The organism is Sphingomonas sp. GM_Shp_2 (genome assembly GCF_026540875.1).
Classification (GTDB): domain Bacteria; phylum Pseudomonadota; class Alphaproteobacteria; order Sphingomonadales; family Sphingomonadaceae; genus Sphingomonas; species Sphingomonas carotinifaciens.
Map to the genome: position 1 here is coordinate 39,838 of NZ_JALNUQ010000005.1, position 18,693 is coordinate 58,530.

The window sequence follows — 18,693 nt, forward strand, 5'->3', positions numbered from 1 at the left end:
GCATGGGCATGGTGCCGACGAAAAAAATCGGGCCGGTCCAAGGGGGAAGGACCGGCCCGAGGCTCGGGGAACCGGGGCAGAAAGGATGGGCGTCAGAAGCGCGCGCGCAGGCCCACCAGCACCTGACGGCCCGGATAATAGACGCTGTAGGCGGCATTATCGTAGCCGAAGGTGGTGCGGATCGGCTCGTTGGTGATGTTGAGCACGTCGAGCGTCAGGCGCACGCCATTGTCGAGGAAGGGCAGTTGATAGCCCGCCGACAGGTCGAGCTGGCCGCGCGAGTCCGCGCGCAGCGGCAGCGGCAGGTTGTTCTGCGGCGCATTGGCCGCGATCACTCCGCCCTGCCAGACATAGTTCAGGCTGAGCGACAGGCCGTGATCCTCGTAATAGCCCTGCACGTTATATTGCCAGCGCGGCACGCCGGAGGCGACCAGCGTCTGTGGGCTGCCATTGACCAGCACCGGATCGGAATCCTGGGTGATGTGCGTGCCGTTCGCCTGGAAGCCGAGGCCCTTGATCGCGAAGTCGAGCGGCTGGTTCCAGGTGACCTCGACGCCCTTGATGATCAGGCTTTGCAGGTTGATCGGGCGGTTGACGGTGATCGGCACCGCCGCGATCGCCGCTGCGGTGGCACCCGCGCCGCCGGCCCGGTCGACCAGCGCCTGACGCTGCGTCGCCTGGAGCGAGTCGAGCGGGATGTTGAGGTCGCCGAAGGCGGTGGGCTGTTGCACGGTGACGGTGAAGCCCTGGATGTTCTTTCGGAAGAGGGCGACGCCGATATAGCCGGCGCCGCCGGTGTAGAACTCGCCGCCGAGGTCGAGATTGTCCGAGGTGTAGGGCTGGAGTTGCGGATTGCCGGCGGTGGCGATCTGGGCGGAGGGGTCGGAGAAGGTGATGCCCGGCAGGATCGAGCCGGCATCGGGGCGGGTCAGCGCCTTGGAGGCGGCGAAGCGCAGCTTGAGGTTGCGCGCGACGTCATAGGTGAGGTTCAGCGAGGGCAGCACCTCCTGATAGGAGGAGTTGGCCGTGATATCGACGATGGTGCTGCCGATCTGACTTGGGCCGACGACGCGCTGGTCGGTCCAGACATAGCGGAAGCCGGCATTGGCGCGCAGCTCGCGGCCGAAGATCTCCGACACGCCGTTCAGCTCGAAATAGCCGCCATAGACTTTCTCGAACACGTCGCCGGTGGCGCCGCCGGTCACCGACCCGCGCGCCTCGGGCGCGGTGTCGCGGAACTGGGCGTAGTTGGTCGCCTGGGCGAGACGGGCGATGTCGGGGACGATGAAGCTGGTGACGCCGAAGCGCCCGCGCGACAGGTGGCCGAAATTGTCGACGCCGGTGCGGTTCAGATATTGCGGGATCGCGCTGGTCGGCACGGTGCCGGTGTTGCCGGTGCACGGATTGCCGCAGACCGACAGCTGATAGGCGTTGGTGTTGTCGAAGGCGCGGACGCTGCGCGCCGCCTCGTCATAGGCGGCGCCGATCTTCACGTTGAGCGTGTCGTCGCCGTAATAGATGTCGAGATGCGCGCCCTTGGTCTCGGTCTCGCGGCGGACGTTCTGGACGTTCACGCGGTACCATTGCCAGCCGAGATTGGGATCGCCCAGGTCGCGGTTCGCCGAGATGATCGGCTGCGGGCTGTCCGTCGTGTTGTCATAGGTGACCTCGACCCCCGAATTGGGCGCGGTCTGGAAGGCGAAGGTCGGCTGTTCACGGAAGAAGTTGCTCTTGCCCCAGTTGCCCGACAGGTCGATCTTCAGCCGCTCGTTCGGGCGCCAGCTGATGCTGGGGTTCACGTTCCAGAATTCGGTATCCTGGTTGAAGATGCTGTTTTCGGAGAAGAAGGACGAGTTGGCGAAGGTGCCCGAGGTGACGACGTTGTTCTGGTCGACCTGGATGTCGAACGGGACCATGCCGCCGGTCGATTGCGGCGAGGTGCCGGGGCCGGAGTTGCGGACCTGCCAGTTCATGTTGGAGCGCAGATAGTCGCGGCGCGACTTGGCGTAGATGCCGTCGACCACCAGGTGCAGCGCGTCCGACGGGCGCCATTCGGCCGAGCCGACCGCCGAGATGCGCTCGCGCGTGCCGGTGGTCAGCACCGGGCGGCCGAGGCGGGGAATGATCGCCTTGGACAGTTGCGAAAGGGACAGCCCCGAGGTGGCGGCGAGATCGAGCGGCTGGCCGGTGGTGAAGCCACGACCCAGGTTCGCAGGGGCGGTGCTGGCGAAGACGAAGCCGTTGCTTTCCGGCGGCGAGGCGTTGCAGCCGGGGCCGCAGGGCAGGTTCGCGTCGGTGAAGCCCACCGTGTCGTAGCCGTCGATGCGCAGCTTCTGATGCACGCCGGCAACGCCGAGCAGGATGCCGAACGTGTCGCCAAAGGTGTGGCTGGCGACAAGCGCGCCGCGCGGGCCGATGCGGTCGTTGCTGTCGGTATAGGCGCCCTGGGCGACGACGGTGACGTGCGTGCCCGGATTGTCGAAGGCGCGGGCGTTGCGCAGATTGACGGTGCCCGCGATGCCGCCTTCCAGCATGGAGGCGACCGGGCTCTTGTTCACGTCGAGCCGGGTGAAGAGTTCGGACGGGAAGAAGTCGAGATCGACCTCGCGATTGCCGCCGCCGGTGCCGTTCGTGCCGCCATCGGATGCGACCGCGAACTGCGCGCCGTTGAGCAACACCTTGGAAAAGCTGGGGCCGAGGCCGCGGATCGACACCTGCGTGCCCTCGCCGCTGATGTCGCGGTTCAGGCGGACGCCGGGGATGCGGTTCAGCGTTTCGGCGAGGTTGGTCGCCGGCAGCTTGCCGATATCCTCGGCAAAGATCGAGTCGCCGAAGGCGACGGCGTTGCGCTTGGCATTGGTCGCGCTCTGTAGCGAGCCGCGGATGCCGGTAATGACGATCTCCTCGGTCTCGCCCTGGCCGACCGACGGATCGGTGACCGAGTCGGTCTGCGCGGGTGCGGGATCCTGCGGCCCCTGCGTGGGAGCAGGCTGCGCGGTGATACCGAGCGACGGGTCGGGCGCGGTTTGCGCGGCGAGCGGTGCGGCGATGGCGAGGACGTTGAAGGCGGCGGCGCCGAGCAGCGCGACGCGGATGGCGGGACGACGGGCGATGGTCATCATTCTTCCCCTCCTTGATCAAAGGACCGGCCCCGCTTCATCTGGCTGGGTGCCGCGAACGCTTCTAATCTGATAGCGCTATCATCATCTGACCACGTTACGCCGGATTGGTCAAGCCTATCTATGTGGTCATAAGGCCACTATCCGACACCAAATCGCCTATCGGTAGCGATAGAGGCGCACCCGCTGGATACCCCATGTCCCGGCGGGCAGGCGGATATGCCGCCCCTGATGCGTCTGGTCGCCATTCAGCAGCCGGCCCGGCTTCCAGTTGCCGGCAGCATCGAACACGCCTTCATGCGCACGATCGATCCCGGCGAGCCCCGGTCCGTCGCCGATCGGCTTGAAGGTGACGGTGATCCCCTGCCCCGCGACCAGATAGTCGTCCTCGCCGGTCTGGATGATGAGACCGCCATAGCCGGCGGTGTCCGGCGTCATCGTCGGCCGCTGGATATCGGCATAGGCGATGGTGAAGCGGTAGCCGCCGATGTCGCGCACCTGTGGCTCGTAATCCACCGTCTCGTCGTAGCGCTGGCGGGGCTTGAACCCGGCCATGCGGCCCGTCCCCTGCGCATCGAGGATCACCGGGCGAAGCTGGTCGAGCACCGCATAGGCGTCCTTCAGCGCGCCGGGTGCTTCATCGATCGAGTCGATCGAAAACGGCCCGAAGCCGAGCGCATCATGCTCGCCGATCGCATAAAAGGCGTTGGCGGGAACGATCGGATTGTCGGCGTTGTGCGCCTCGGGGATGAACAGGGGATTGTCCGGCCGCTTGTAGCGATCGACGATCTGGGTGAAGTTCGGGAAGTAGATGTCGGGCGCCAGGAAATCGAGGCTGGGGGCGCCGGCCTTCCACACGTCGATCAGGTGGGGAAGCGGCCCGCCGCTGGGATATTCGCCGGGAATACGCCCCGGACGATTGAGCGCGACGTTGACGTACATCGGCATCGGATAGGCCGCCTTGCCGGCCGCGGCGAGACCATCGGCGAAGCGCGCATAATGCCAGGCGGCGAACACCTCCGCCGCGGCATCGCCGGGGCCGAACAGCTCCTCCCAGCTGCCAGCGGTCTTGGCGCCCCGCTCCGCCCACATCGCCTTCATCTCGGGGACCAGCGTGTCGCGGTGCGCGACGAGATAGTTGACCAGTTCGGGCGGCACCGGTTGCCGGAAGGCGGCGTCGGCGGGCGCGCTGTAATCGCGTGCGACGGGCAGCATGCCGATCTCGTTCTCGACCTGGAGCATCACCACCGTGTTGTCGCGGTCGTCCACCGCCTTCAGATGCGCCATCAGCGCGGCCAGCGCACGCTGGTCCGCGCGCAGCGTATCGGCGCCGAAGGTGGACAGGATTTCCACCCCCTGCCCGTTCGGCAGCTCCGCACGCGGGAAGCGGGCCTGATCGCGCTTCACCCAGGACGGCACATAGGTGGACATGGAGTTCTTCCACGCCCCGAACCACAGGATGACGAGCTTCAGGTCGTTGGCGCGCGCCGCCTTCAGCATCGTATCGACCGAGGACCAGTCATAGCGCCCCTCCACCGGCTCGATCAGTTCCCACGAGACGGGCGCAAGAACGGTGTTGAGATGCATCGCGCGCAGCCGTGCCCAATGCGGCGCCATGTAATCGGCGCTGGAGGCGGCGGAGTTGGACAGCTCGCCCGCGATCATCAGCATCGGCTTGCCATTCACGACGAGCTGCGTCGCGTCCCCCTTCTTCACCAGCCGTGGCGGATCGGCGAGCGCGGGCGTGGCGAGGCCGAGCGCGGCGCTGGCGAGCAGCAGGGTGCGGATCATTGCGAAGCCTTCAGCAATGTTCGGATGGCGCCGTGCGCACCCGATCGTTCGAGGTTGGTCAGGTGTGCCGCGATCAGATCGTGAACCGCCGGCTCGACGCGCGTGCCGAGCAGCGCCAGCGTCGCGGTGACGGGATCGTCGCTGCGTGCCGGCACGGCAAGGCGGTCGGCGAGCGGATCATCGACCGTGAACGTCTCACCGGCATCGGTCCGCCCCGATTGCCAGCGTATCCAGGCGGCGACGCCGAGCGCCAGCGCATCCCCCTGTCCGGCCACCAGCGGCGCAAGCAGGCGCTGCGGCAGCTTCTGCGACCCGTCCATCGCGATCTGGCGGGTGCGATGCTGAAGCGCCGGATTGGCGAAACGCGCCATCAGCGCGGCGCGGTAGGCGGCAATGTCGAGGCCGGGCGGCGGGTTCAGCGTGGCGGCGGCCTGATCCCAGAGCCGCTCGACAAAGACCCGCCCCTCTTCGCGCGCGACGAATTCGTGAACAAAGGCGTCGCCGATCAGCCCGCCGAGATAGGCGATGCTGGAATGGGCGCCGTTGAGCAGGCGCAGCTTGGCATCCTCCCAAGGCGCGACATCGGCGGTCAGCTGCACCCCGGTGAAATCGGGGCGCGGGCCGCAAAAGCGATCCTCGACCACCCATTGCAGGAAGGGCTCGGTCTTCACCATCGCCTGATCCTCGACACCGAGGCGGGTGGCGAGCGCGGCAATGTCGTCGGGGGTGGTGGCCGGCACGATGCGATCGACCATCGACCCGGGGAAGGCGCCCTCCGCCGCAATCCAGTCGGCAAGATCGCCATCATGCGCGCGGGCCATTTCGAGCACGGCGGCGCGCAGCAGGGCACCGTTATGCGGCAGATTGTCGCAGGACAGCACGGTGAAAGGCGGCAGCCCGGCGGCACGGCGCGCGGCGAGGCCGGCGACGAGGAAACCGGGGGCGGTGCGCGGTGCGGCGAGATCGGCCAGGTCGTGCGCGATATCAGCGTCGTCCGCCAGCAGCGTGCCCTTCGCCCGGTCCAGCTTATAGCCCTTTTCGGTCACGGTGAGCGTGACCAGATGCGTGTCGGGATGGGCCAGCGCCGCGACGACGGCGGCGGGGTCCTCCGGCGCGACCAGCACCTCCAGCACCGCGCCCATGACCTGCGCGCGCTCCCCCGCCCCGTCGCGGACGAGAAGCGTGTAGAGCCCGTCCTGCGGGGCCATCTGGTCGCGGACGGCGGCCGAGCGGAGCGATACGCCGGTGATGCCCCAGCGCAGATCGCCCGATGCCAGTGCGGCCTCGAAGATCGCGGCCTGATGCGCGCGGTGAAAGGCGCCGATCCCCAGATGCACGACGCCGCGGCGAACGGCGGCACGGTCATAGGCGGGGCGGGCAATGTCGGCGGGCAGATGCGCCAGCGCGGCGTCGGAAAGTCTCAAGCCTTGGCCTCCGTGATGATGCGGACATTCTGATAGCGCGGATTGAGCAGGTGGAAGACCAGCAATGCGAGCAGATAGGCCAGGCCGCAGGCGATAAAGAAGGGTTGGTAGCTGCCCACCCGGTCGAGCAGCAGGCCGAGCGACTTGGACGCGATGAAGCCACCCACCGCGCCGGCAAAGCCGCCAAGGCCGATCAGCGTCCCTTGCGCGAAGCGCGGGAACTGGTCGCCGGGCAGCGCGAACAGGTTGGTGGAGAAGCCCTGATGCGCGGCACACGCCAGCCCGATCAGCGTCACCGCGATCCAGATGTTCGACGCCTGCGCCGCGAACATGACCGGCACCGCGAACAGCGCGCAGGCGAACATCGCCCGCTTGCGCGCGGTGCCGGCAAAGACGCCGCGCTTCAACAGGTGCGACGAATACCAGCCCCCCGCGATCGCGCCGAAATCGGCCAGGATATAGATGGCGACGAGCGGCGGGCCGAAGCTTTTCAGGTCATAGCCGTAGCGGGTGTTGAAGAAGTCCGGCAGCCAGAACAGGAAGGTCCACCAGACCGGATCGATCAGGAAGCGCCCGGCCATATAGGCCCATGCCGCGCGGTGGCGCAGCACCGTCAGGAAGCCGGCACGGCCGCTGGTGTCGGCCGGCTCCGCCTCGATCCAGCGGCGCTCCTCGGGCGTGATCGCCGCATGCTCGTGCGGCGCGCGGTAGAAGCGCCACCAGACGAACAGCCAGACGAGGTTGAAGCTGCCGGTGATCAGGAACGCCCAGCGCCAGTCGAACAGCAGCCCGGCGACGATGAACGACACGAGCAGTGGGGTGATGATCGCGCCGACATTGGCGCCGGCGTTGAAGATGCCGATGGCGAGCGCGCGTTCCTTTTGCGGAAACCACTGCGACGCGGCGGCGAGCGCGGATGGATAAGTGCCCGCCTCGCCGAATGCGAGCGGGATGCGCGCGATGACAAAGCCGGTGGTGGAGGTGACCAGGATCTGCGCGAAATGGCCGAGCGTCCAGCTTCCCATCGCCAGCAGATAGCCCAGGCGCGGACCGATGCGGTCGATCGCCCAGCCGAACAGCAGAAAGCCGATGCCGTAGAAGACCTGGAAATAGCCGGTGATGTCGCCGTAGCCGGTGTTGGTCCAGCCATAGAGCGCGGTCAGTTGCGGCTTCAGCACGCCCAGCACGAGCCGGTCGATATAGCTCAGGACCACGGCGGCGAAGAGCAGCGCGCAGATCGCCCAGCGAATGCGGCCGCGCGGGCGGGGAACGGCGTGCGCGGCGGTTTCCGGCGCCTCGGCGGCGGTTTCGGTGAAGTTGCTCATACGTCGGCCCTCTCCCCTCCGGGGAGAGGGAGGGGCCCCGCGGCATAGCCGTGGGGAGGGTGAGGGGTTGCCAAGCAGTGCTCCGCCCGCGGCAGCCCCTCACCCTTCCCACTGCCTGACGGCAGCGGGCCCCTCCCAGCATCAGGTCGCCCATGCCCCCGGCACTGGCTGAACAGCGCGTAGCGCTGTTCACCGGATGCTCCCCGGAGGGCAGAAGGCGTGACGTGGCTCACCAGCTCCATAGCGTGCCGTCCTCCAATCGGTTTACGGGCAGGAAGGCGCGCTTGTATTCGTAGGTCGCCGCCAGATCCTCAACGATGTCCACGCCCAGCCCCGGCGCGTCGCCCGGATGCATCATGCCGTCCGCGAAGCGGTAGCCATGGGGAAAGACCGCATCGGTCTCGGCGGTGTGGGGCATGTGTTCCTGAATGCCGAAATTGGGCACCGACAGGCCGAAATGCAGCGCGGCGGCCATCGTCACCGGCGACAGGTCGGTGGCGCCGTGGCAGCCGGTGCGGACCTGATACAGCTCGGCCAGCGCGGCGATGCGGCGCAAGTGCGTGATCCCGCCGGCATGGACGATGGTGGCACGGATATAATCGATCGACTGCGTCTCGATCAGCGCCTTGCAGTCCCAGATCGAATTGAAGACCTCGCCCACCGCAAGCGGCGCAGTGGTGTGCTGGCGGATCAGGCGGAACGCGTCCTGGTTCTCCGCCGGCGTCGCATCCTCCAGCCAGAAGGGGCGATAGGGCTCAAGGTCGCGGCCGAGCCGCCCCGCCTCGATCGGGGTGAGGCGGTGATGGATGTCGTGCAGCAGATGGATGTCCCAGCCCAGCGCCTCGCGGGCGGCGGCGAACAGTTCGGGCACGATGCGCATGTATTTCTCGGTCGACCACACCGCCTCGGTCGGCAGGTCGCCATCGGCCGGCTCGTAGCGCTGGCCCGTCTTGGCGACGCCGTAGGTGGAGGCAAGGCCCGGCACGCCGCATTGCAGGCGGATCGCCCGGTATCCCTGGTCGCGGTGGCGGATCGCCTCGGCGATGGTGTCCTCGATGGTGGTGCCGTTGGCATGGGCATAGACCATGCAGCCGTCGCGCACCGCGCCCCCGAGAAGCTGGTAGACGGGCAGGCCCGCAACCTTGCCCTTGATGTCCCACAGCGCCATGTCGACCGCGGCGATCGCGGTCATCGTCACCGGGCCGCGGCGCCAATAGGCGCCCTTGTAGAGATATTGCCAGATATCCTCGATCCGGTGGGCGTCGCGGCCGATCAGGCAGGGGATGACATGGTCGGTAAGGTAGCTGGCGACGGACAGTTCGCGGCCGTTCAGCGTGGCATCGCCGAGGCCGGTGGTGCCGTCGTCGCATTCGATGCGGAGCGTGACGAAATTGCGGCCCGGACAGGTGACGATGACGCGGGCGGAGACGATCTTCGGCATCGTGGTCCTTCAGGCGATGTCTAGGGTGACGGACTGGAGATCGCGGCTGTTGGCGCCGGTCATGATGTGGAACTGGCCGGGTTCGACCACCTCCTCCATGTCGAGATTCCACAGCGCGAAGGCGTCGGGGCCGAGGGTGAAGCGCATGGTGCGCCGCTCGCCGGGCTTGAGCGAGACGCGCTGGAAACCCTTCAGCGCCTTGATCGGCTGGGTGACGCTGGCGACCAGATCATGGACGTAGAGCTGGACGACCTCGTCCCCCGCCCGCGTGCCGGTGTTGGTCACGTCCACCTCGACCTCGACGCTGGCCGCGATACCGATGCGGGTGGCGGACAGGCGCGGCGGGGAAAGCTGGAAGGTCGTGTAGCTGAGGCCGAAGCCGAACGGGAACAGCGGATCGGTGGTGTCGAACAGATAGCCGCGCCGCGCCGATGGCTTGGCATCGTAGAACACCGGCAACTGCCCGACATGGCGCGCGACGGTGACGGGCAGCTTGGCGCCCGGATTGACGTCGCCGAACAGCGCGGCGGCCATCGCATGGCCCCCCTCCTGCCCCATATACCAGCATTCCAGCACGGCGTTCGCGCCCCCCGTCACGGTCGGCCACGACGGCGGACGACCGTTGATCGCGAGCACCACGACGGGCTTGCCGGTCGCCTTCAGCGCGAGAAACAGCGCGTTCTGCTCGCCGAGCAGGTCGAGGTCGGTGCGGTCGCCGAGATGGTTCTTCGCATAGCCCTCGCGGCTGGTCTGTTCGGTGTCACCGATGGCGAGCAGGACGATATCGGCGGTGTTCGCCACCGCCACCGCCTCGGCGATAAGCTGGCGGTTCTTCGCGGGATCGGCGAGCAGCACCTCGTTGGCGGAGCGATCCTCGCTCTGCGTGATGAAGACGCCCTGCGCATGGACGACCTCGGCACGGCCGGCGAGGCGCTGGCGGACGCCGTCGAGCAGCGAGACCGGCGATTTCGGGATGGACGAATAGCCGCCCAGCCGTGCGACCGCGGCATTGGGGCCGATCACCGCCACGCGCCTGTGCCCGCCCGGCGTCAGCGGCAGGGTGCCGTCGTTGACGAGCAGCGCGATCGACTTTTCCGCGGCCTCGCGGGCAAGCGCCCTCGCCTCGTCATTCGCGGTCAGGCGGGCGGCGGCGCGAGGATCGACGGTGGCACCCTCGAACAGCCCGGCGCGGAACTTCAGCGTCAGCATGCGGCGGCATGCGGCATCGACCGCGGCGAGCGAGACCTTGCCGGCGCGAACCTGATCGGCGAGCGAGCGGAAGGCCTGTCCGTCGGGCAGGTCGCTGTCGACGCCGGCGGCGAGCGCCAGGCGGGCGGCGCCGTCCATGTCGGCCGCGACATGGTGGAAGCTGGCGAGTTCGGGGATGGCGGCATAATCGCTGACGATCGCGCCGTCGAAGCCCCATTCGCCGCGCAACACCTGCGTCAGCAGCCAGCGGTTCGCGTGGCTGGGAACGCCGTCGATCTCGTTATAGGAGGGCATGACCGCGCCAATGCCGGTCCGCTTCACCACCTTGCGGAAAGGCGGAAAGAAGCGTTCGCGAAGCTCGCGCTCGGCGATCGGGGCGGGCGCGACATTCTCGCCGCTTTCCGGCTGGCCGTGGCCGGTCATGTGCTTGAGCGTGGCGAAGACCTTGCCCGGTGCCAGCGTCTTGCCCGGCCCCTGCAGGCCCAGCACCGCGGCGACCCCCATCTCTCCGCACAGATAGGCGTCCTCGCCGAACGTCTCCTCGATCCGGCCCCAGCGCGGGTCGCGGGCGATATCGACGACGGGCGACAGGGCCAGCACGGTGCCGTGCGCCCGCACCTCGCGCGCGATGACCGCATTGACGCGCTCGACCAGATCGCGGTCGAAGCTGCCGGCGAGCGCGATCGCCTGCGGAAAGCTGGTCGCCTCTGGCGCCATATAGCCGTGCAGCGCTTCCTCATGGAACAGGATCGGGATGCCGAGGCGGCTGCGCTCCACCGCCCAGCCTTGCGCCGCGTTGACGAAGGCGATCGTGTCGGCGGGTGCGCGCCAGCGGCCGGTGACGTCGGTGCCGGTGTTGTTCGCGGTCGCCGCACCGCCCCGGTCGGACGGCCGCGCGATCTGGCCGATGCCGTGGGGATAGGCGGCATCCGCCCTGCCCGGATCAAAGGCGCGCGCATCGTTCATCACGTCACGCTTGGAGGTGGAAAGCGTGATGAGCTGCGCCACCTTCTCGTCCAGCGTCATCCGGCCCATCAGGTCGCGGACGCGCAGGTCCACGGGCGCGCGTGCATCCTTGTAGAGCGGCGCGGCGGGACGGGCGGCGGCAGGCAGGAAGGCGAGCGCGGAGGCCGACACCGACCAGCGCAGCAGATCGCGGCGGCTTGCCATCATTGCACGGCCCCGACAGGGTGGAACGACGTGGCAGATTGCATCCTGACCTCTCCTGAAATTGGTCAGACGCCACATTCTTCTTGATGCGGTCGCTGATAGCGTTACCAATGACCTAGCCGACGGGGACTTGTCAATTACCCGCGGGATCGCCCGGTAAAATGGGGAAAGGTGAGGATGGCCATGATGCGATGGAAAGCCCTGATTTCTGCGGCTCTGGCGAGCGCGTCCCTCCCTGCGGTCGCCATGGCCGAGGATGGATATGCGCTCTGGATGCGCTACCAGCCGCAAGCGTCACTACAGGGCGAAGTGGTCAGGCAACCGGTATCGATCGTCGTCCCGAACGCCACGCCCACCCTGACCCGCGCGGCGGAGGAATTGCGACGCGGGCTGTCCGGCTATGCCGCCGAGCCGGTGGCGACGGCGCCGTCCGTGCGCGCCGGATCGGTGATGCTGGCGGTCGCGAGCGACCCGGCGGTGGCGAGCCTGCACCTCCCGACACGGTCGCTGGCCGACGAAGGCTATCTGGTGCGATCGGTCACGATCGGCGGAGCGCCGGTGACGCTGGTGACGGGCAATAGCGACCGGGGCGTACTCTACGGCGCCTTTGCGCTGCTCCGCCATCTGGGCACCGGCGGTACGCTGGCCAGGGTCGACCTGACCTCCACCCCCAAGGTGAAGCTGCGCGTGCTGAACCATTGGGACAATCTGGATGGCTCGGTGGAGCGTGGCTATGCCGGCCAGTCCATCTGGGACTGGTGGAACCTGCCCGACCTGAAGGACCCGCGCTACACCGACTATGCGCGCGCCAACGCGTCGATCGGGATCAACGGCACCGTCCTGAACAACGTCAACGCCAAGGCGGACAGCCTGACCGCGCCCTATATCGCCAAGGCGGCGGCGCTGGCGGACATATTCCGTCCCTGGGGGATCAAGGTCTATCTGTCGGCCCGCTTTTCCGCCCCGATCGAGATCGGCGGGCTGAAGACCGCCGACCCGCTCGACCCGCAGGTCGCGGCATGGTGGAAGGCGAAGGCGGACGAGATCTACCGCGCCATTCCCGATTTCGGCGGCTTTCTGGTCAAGGCCAATAGCGAGGGTCAGCCGGGTCCGCGCGATTACCATCGCAGCCATGCCGACGGCGCGAACATGCTGGCCGCCGCGGTCGCCCCGCACAAGGGCATCGTGATGTGGCGCGCCTTCGTCTATGCCGACACCGATCCCGACGACCGGGCGAAGCAGGCCTATACCGAGTTCAAGCCGCTGGACGGCACGTTCGCGGACAATGTGCTGGTGCAGGTGAAGAACGGCGCAATCGACTTCCAGCCGCGCGAACCCTTCCACCCGCTGTTCGGCGCGATGCCGAAGACGCCGCTGGTGATGGAATTCCAGATCACCAAGGAATATCTCGGCTTCGCCTCCCACCTCGCCTATCTCGGGCCGTTGTTTCAGGAGGTGCTGGACGCGCCCACCGGCGTGAAGCGCGGTCAGACGGTGGCCGATGTCGTCGACGGATCAGCGGAAGGGCACAGGCTGACGGGCATGGCGGGCGTCGCCAATATCGGGCGCGACCGCGACTGGACGGGATCGCCGTTCAACCAGGCCAACTGGTATGTCTTCGGCCGCATGGCCTGGGACCCGGAGGCGGATGCCGACACGATCGCGCGCGAATGGGCGGCGCAGACCTTCACGCCCGACCCGGCGGTGGTCGATCCCGTGGTCGCGATGATGATGGGGTCGCGCGAGGCGGTGGTGGATTACATGACGCCGCTGGGCCTGGCCCATCTGATGGCGACGGGGCACCATTACGGGCCGGGGCCGTGGGTGTCGGACCTTGCCCGGCCGGAATGGAACCCGGCTTACTATCACCGGGCGGACAAGCAGGGCATCGGCTTCGACCGGACCAGAAGCGGCAGCAACGCGGTCGCGCAATATGCGCCGCCGGTGGCCAAGCGCTTCGCCGATGTCGGCACCGTGCCGGAGCGCGACCTGTTGTGGTTCCACCATGTCGGCTGGAACCGGCGCATGGCATCGGGCCGGACCTTGTGGGAGGAGATGGTGCGGCATTACGATGCCGGCGTCGCCTATGTCGCGGGGATGCGCCGACAATGGGATGCGCTGCGCCCGCGGATCGATGCCGAGCGGTGGCAGAAGACCGCGACCCTGCTCGGCGTGCAGGAGCGCGAGGCACGGTGGTGGCGGGATGCCAGCCTCGCCTATTGGATGTCGGTCAACGGATTGCCCCTGCCGGCGGGAGCGGCGGCACCGGCGCATGATCTGGACTGGTACAAGGCGCAGAACTTTCCGCGGGCGCCGGGGCATACGGGGTGATTTGATCACGCGAAGACGCGAAGACGCGAAGAAGAAAGAACGGGTTCACGCGGAGGCGCGGAGGCGCGGAGATTGCGTTGGTAGCCCCGTCTCGCGTCAGCGAGACCTTCCACATGCCTGCTCGCCATTGCATGAGCCGCCGCTGGCGGCTCGGGGCATGAACCTCGGGCGGAACATCCTCCGCGTCTCCGCGCCTCCGCGCCTCCGCGCGAACCACCTTCTTCCTTCTTCGCGGCTTCGCGTCTTCGCGTGAAAACCTAAGGCCCCTCGCCCCCACCCACTGCGCATGGGACAGCCGCCGCGCGAAGTCCCAGACCTGCTGGCGCCGGGGCATACGGCGTGATTTGATCACGCGAAGACACGAAGACGCGAAGAAGAACGGGTTCACGCGGAGACGCGGAGACGCGGAGACGCGGAGATTGCGTCAGTGGCCCCCGTCTCGCGTCAGCGAGACCTTCCACACTCCTGCTCGCCATTGCATGAGCCGCCGCTGGCGGCTCGGGGCATGAACCGCGGGCGGAACATCCTCCGCGTCTCCGCGCCTCCGCGCGAACCACCTTCTTCCTTCCTCCTTCTTCGCGGCTTCGCGTCTTCGCGTGAAAACCTAAAGCCCCTCGCCCCCACCCACTGCGCGTGGGACAGCCGCCGCGCGAGGTCCCAGGCCTGCTGGCGCCGGAGCATACGGCGTGATTTGATCACGCGAAGACGCGAAGCCGCGAAGAGGAAGGGGTTCACGCGGAGACGCGGAGACGCGGAGATTGCGTTGTTGGCCCCGTCTCGCCTCAGCGAGACCTTCCACATGCCTGCTCGCCATTGCATGAGCCGCCGCTGGCGGCTCGGGACATGGGCCGCGGGCGGAACATACTCCGCGTCTCCGCGTCTCCGCGCGAACCACCTTCTTCCTTCCTCCTTCTTCGCGGCTTCGCGTCTTCGCGTGAAAACCTAACGCCCCTCGCCCCCACCCACTGCGCATGGGACAGTCGCCGCGCGAGGTCCCAGACCTGCTGGCGCCGGGGCATACGGCGTGATTTGATCACGCGAAGACGCGAAGCCGCGAAGAGGAAGGGGTTCACGCGGAGACGCGGAGACGCGGAGATTGCGTCGGCGGCCCCCGTCTCGCGTCAGCGAGACCTTCCATAACCCTGCTCGCCATTGCATGAGCCGCCGCTGGCGGCTCGGAACATGGGCCGCGGGCGGAACATCCTCCGCGTCTCCGCGTCTCCGCGCGAACCACCTTCTTCCTTCTTCGCGGCTTCGCGTGAACCGAAATTTTCGCGTCTTCGCGTGAAAACCTAAAGCCCCTCGCCCCCCACCCACTGCGCATGGGACAGCCGCCGCGCGAGGTCCCAGACCTGTTGGCGCAGATCGGGCACCGCAACCGCCTCCCACAAGCCACCCCGCGTCATCGGGCCGATGCAGTAGAGCCGGTCCTGCGCCTCACCACCCGCATCGATCGCGCGCGACTGGCGATCGACCTCCAGGCCGAGGCGCAAGGGGTCGGGACGAATCGCGCCCTCAACCAGCAAATGACGGATCAGCGGCTCGTCCGAGCGCAGCAGGTCGCCCTGCGGCCCGGTACAGTTGACGAGGCGCGCGGCGGGCGTGCGCTCCACCCGGTCCGTTCCGCGCGGGCGCCAGTGCAGCGTCAGGCCGGTCGATGCGGCCTCGGTCGCGACCGACTTGCCCGCAACGAACCGCAAGCGCCCACTGTCCACGAGCGCGTCGACCCGATCGGCCACCTGCGGCGCGAGGCGGTGGCGGTGGACGTCCCAATAAGGGCGCAGGTGGCGGAGGAAGCGGCGGCGATCGGCATCGTCGGTCGCGCCCCACAGCATCTGCGTCACCGGGCGCAGCTCGTCCACCGCACCGCGCCAGCCGATCTCCTGCGCGCGCGCGCGGACGGTGGCGACCAGCGCGGAGGGACGCCCCTGCGGCCGGTCGCGCAGGCCGGGGACATGGGCGCCCTCGGCATGGCGGCGCGGGGCAAGGCCGCGACGGGACAGGGCGAGGATCTCGCCGCGAAAGCCGCGCGCATCGAGCAGGAGCGCGGCATCGATCGCGGTCAGGCCGGTGCCGACCAGAATGACGCGGTCGTCGTCCGCCAGCCCTTGCGCGATGTCCGCGCTCCACGGATCGGGGCAATAGCCGGGGACCGCCGGGTCGATGCCGGGCGGGGTGTGCGGCGGCAGGTTGCCCAGCGCCAGCACCGCGACGTCGGCGGCGATCCTCGTACCATCGGCCATGGCCAGCGTGACGCCAGAGCCGGGACGGTCGATCGCGCAGACCTCGCCCGTCACCAGTCGCAGCCGCCCGCCCGCCTGTGCGGTGGCGGCATCCAGCATGGCGCGCAGATAGGCGCCGTAGATGCGCCTGGGCACGAAGCTGTGGCGATCCCCCTTGCCCTCGCGCGCCAGCCATTCGACGAAATGGCCGGGTTCGTCGGGCAAGGCGCTCATCCGCTCGGCGCGGACGTTGAGCAGGTGATCGGGATGCGCCGCGCTATAGGCGACGCCGCGCGCCAGTTGCTCGGGCCGCCGCTCGACCAGGGTCACGCGCGGCCCTTGATGCCGGAGCAGGTTGATCGCGAGCAGGGTGCCCGAGAAACCGGCGCCGACGATCACGACATGATCTGCGTCGGCGGCGAGAAGCAGGTCGGATTGGGCCATCGCCGCACAGACTAGGCGATGGCCCCCGCCATGGCTACCGCTCGCTCACAGGTCGATCGAGGCGGACAGCTTGAAGGTGCGCGGGGCGCCCTGCAACAGCGCCTGCGACGACGTATCGAAGGCCGACGCCCAATAACGGCGGTTGGCGACGTTATCGACCGCGAAGCGGAAGGTCAGCGGCATCTCGCCGATCACCGCGACATAGCGCGCGCCCAGGTCGAAACGCGTCCAGTCGCCGATCAAACGCGTGTTGGCCGCATTCACCTGCTGCTCGCCGGTGTGCACGACACGGCCGGTCAGCGTCAGACCGGGGACGAAGGACAGGTCCCATTCGACATTGGCGTTGGCCAGCCATTCGGGCACGCCGGGGGCGGTATTGTCCTCATTGGCGACCAGCGCCTGGTCGCGCAGTTCGGTATCCAGCACCGAGACGCCCGAGATCAGCCGCAGCCCGCGGGTCAGCTCGCCGCCCAGCGTGAATTCCAGCCCGCGATTGCGCTGCTTGCCGAACACGCCGAAACGATTGAACCCGGTCCCTTGCGGATCGGGGATCGCATAGGCGCTGGGCAGATCGGTGGTGAAGGCGGCGAGGCTGGCGTTGATCGCACCGATCGCGAACTTGGCGCCGACCTCATACTGCACCGACTTGAACGGCGCAAAGATCTCGCCGGGGTTGATCAGCGTCGTATCGGTGGTCGACGCGGTCGGCCCCTGCTGCAACCCCTCGATCCGGTTGGCGTAGACCGACAGGGTCGGCGTCGGCTTGAAGACGATGCCGACCACGGGGGTGATCGCATCCTCGTCATAGCGGGTGGCAAGTGCGCCGTTCGTGATCGCATAGCCCTTCACCGCGATCGTCTGGAGGCGCAGGCCCGCGGTCACCAGCAGCCGATCCTCGAAGAAGCCCAGCATGTCGGACGCGAAGACGCTGCCCAGCCGGGTGCGGCTGACCGGGAAGGGATCGTCGAGATTGCCGCCGACCAGTGTCGAGCTCGGGATGGTGGCGACCGGCGTGTCGTACAGGTTGGTGGCGAACCCCGCGAAGCCAGGGCCGTAGAGGAAGTCGTAGGCGTTGCGATTGACCTGCCAGATATGGCTGCCGCCGACATTGATCTCGTGGCTGATCCCGGCGCCGGCCAGCTTGACGCGCAGTCCGCCCTGTGCCGCCTCGTTGTTCGCGGTCAGCGGCACGAACAGCGCGGTGCCGGTGGCCGCGCCGGTCGCGGCGTCGTTGATGGTCAGACCGCTATACAGCCCGCGCTCCGACCCGTCGCGCGCCCCGGCCTGCGCCCACAGCATCGCACCGTCCGCCAAATCCCACTCACCCCGCACCGTACCGAACACGTCGCGCAGCGTCGAATAGGTCCAGGGTTGCGCGTAATTGGCATCGGCGTCGGGCACCGCCGGGATCGCCGCACCGGCACCGATCGTGACCTTGGGGCGCAGGCCGCGGATCCTGACCCGCTGATAGCCGAGGTCGGCGGACAGGCGCACCGCCGCGCCCCGGTAGTCGATCGCGCCGCCGATGACGTAGCTGCTGCGGAACTCGTCCTCGATCGCGACGTCGCCGCTGCGCCCCGCACCGTTGATCCGCACCCCCCAGGCGCCGTCATCGCCGAAGCGGCGCGACACGTCGAAGCTGCCGCCGAAATGGCTGTCGGAGGTGTAGTTGCCCGTGATGCGGGTCAGCGGCGCATCCCCCGCCCGCTTGGCGATCAGGTTGACGCTGCCGCCGATGCCGGTGCCGCCGGGCGCCGCCCCGTTCAGGAAGGCGGTGGCGCCGTTCAGCACCTGCACCTCCTGATAGAGCTCCGGCGCGATCAACTGGCGCGGGGTGATGCCGTACAGCCCGTTCAGCCCGACATCGTCGCCGTAGAGCGTGAAGCCGCGGATGACGAACTGTTCGGCGGCATTGCCAAAACCATAGGTGGTGCGGATCGTCGGGTCATTTTCCAGCACCTGCCCCAGCGTCTGGGGCTGCTGGTTGAGGATCAGCGCCTCGTTATAGCTGCGGATGCTGAACGGCACGTCCTCGCCGCGCTTGTCGCCCAGCACGCCGACCGAGCCGGCGGACACGACCTGCGTCGCATTCTGCCCCTGCGCGGTCACCAGGATCTCGTCGTCACCGGCGCGGTCCTGAGCGGTGGCGGGGACGGCGTGGAGGGCACTGGCGCCGGCCAGCAACACGGCCAGGCGACGGGTGGAAACGTTCATCGA

9 protein-coding genes are annotated in these 18,693 nt (G+C 68.1%); 1 reads left to right on the forward strand and 8 read right to left on the reverse strand.

Going from position 1 to position 18,693, the window contains the following annotated elements:
* Positions 1–92: 92 nt before the first annotated feature.
* The 6 genes from OXR08_RS02885 to OXR08_RS02910 all read right to left on the reverse strand — a co-directional run bounded on the left by OXR08_RS02885 (position 93) and on the right by OXR08_RS02910 (position 11,479).
* Positions 93–3,119, reverse strand: a complete 3,027-nt coding sequence (locus OXR08_RS02885) for a TonB-dependent receptor (RefSeq protein ID WP_267347615.1) — start codon at positions 3,117–3,119, stop codon at positions 93–95.
* Between the two features lie 159 nt (positions 3,120–3,278).
* Positions 3,279–4,910: a DUF5597 domain-containing protein gene (locus tag OXR08_RS02890; protein WP_267347500.1), complete on the reverse strand. Its 1,632-nt coding sequence runs from the start codon at positions 4,908–4,910 to the stop codon at positions 3,279–3,281.
* A complete protein-coding gene (locus tag OXR08_RS02895) occupies positions 4,907–6,334 on the reverse strand; it encodes a mannitol dehydrogenase family protein (RefSeq protein WP_267347501.1) in 1,428 nt (475 codons plus the stop codon). Before OXR08_RS02895 ends, OXR08_RS02890 begins: the two co-directional genes overlap by 4 nt.
* A complete protein-coding gene (locus OXR08_RS02900) occupies positions 6,331–7,659 on the reverse strand; it encodes an MFS transporter (RefSeq protein ID WP_112382499.1) in 1,329 nt (442 codons plus the stop codon). The genes OXR08_RS02895 and OXR08_RS02900 overlap by 4 nt, the downstream gene beginning before the upstream one ends.
* A 229-nt stretch (positions 7,660–7,888) precedes the next feature.
* Positions 7,889–9,100 (reverse strand): D-mannonate dehydratase ManD, encoded by a 1,212-nt coding sequence (manD, locus tag OXR08_RS02905; RefSeq protein WP_267347502.1) that lies wholly within the window; start codon positions 9,098–9,100, stop codon positions 7,889–7,891.
* Between the two features lie 9 nt (positions 9,101–9,109).
* Positions 9,110–11,479, reverse strand: coding sequence for a glycoside hydrolase family 3 N-terminal domain-containing protein (locus tag OXR08_RS02910; protein WP_267347617.1), 2,370 nt, complete (start codon positions 11,477–11,479; stop codon positions 9,110–9,112).
* A gap of 183 nt (positions 11,480–11,662) precedes the next feature.
* On the opposite strand from OXR08_RS02910, the gene OXR08_RS02915 reads away from it, so the two are divergent.
* A complete protein-coding gene (locus OXR08_RS02915) occupies positions 11,663–13,810 on the forward strand; it encodes an alpha-glucuronidase family glycosyl hydrolase (protein ID WP_267347504.1) in 2,148 nt (715 codons plus the stop codon).
* Positions 13,811–15,102: 1,292 nt separating this feature from the next.
* On the opposite strand, the gene OXR08_RS02920 is transcribed toward OXR08_RS02915, so the two are convergent.
* Positions 15,103–16,476, reverse strand: a complete 1,374-nt coding sequence (locus OXR08_RS02920) for an FAD/NAD(P)-binding protein (protein WP_267347506.1) — start codon at positions 16,474–16,476, stop codon at positions 15,103–15,105.
* A gap of 45 nt (positions 16,477–16,521) precedes the next feature.
* Complete coding sequence (locus OXR08_RS02925; RefSeq protein WP_267347508.1) at positions 16,522–18,690, reverse strand: TonB-dependent receptor; 2,169 nt, start codon at positions 18,688–18,690, stop codon at positions 16,522–16,524.
* Between the last annotated feature and the right edge of the window lie 3 nt (positions 18,691–18,693).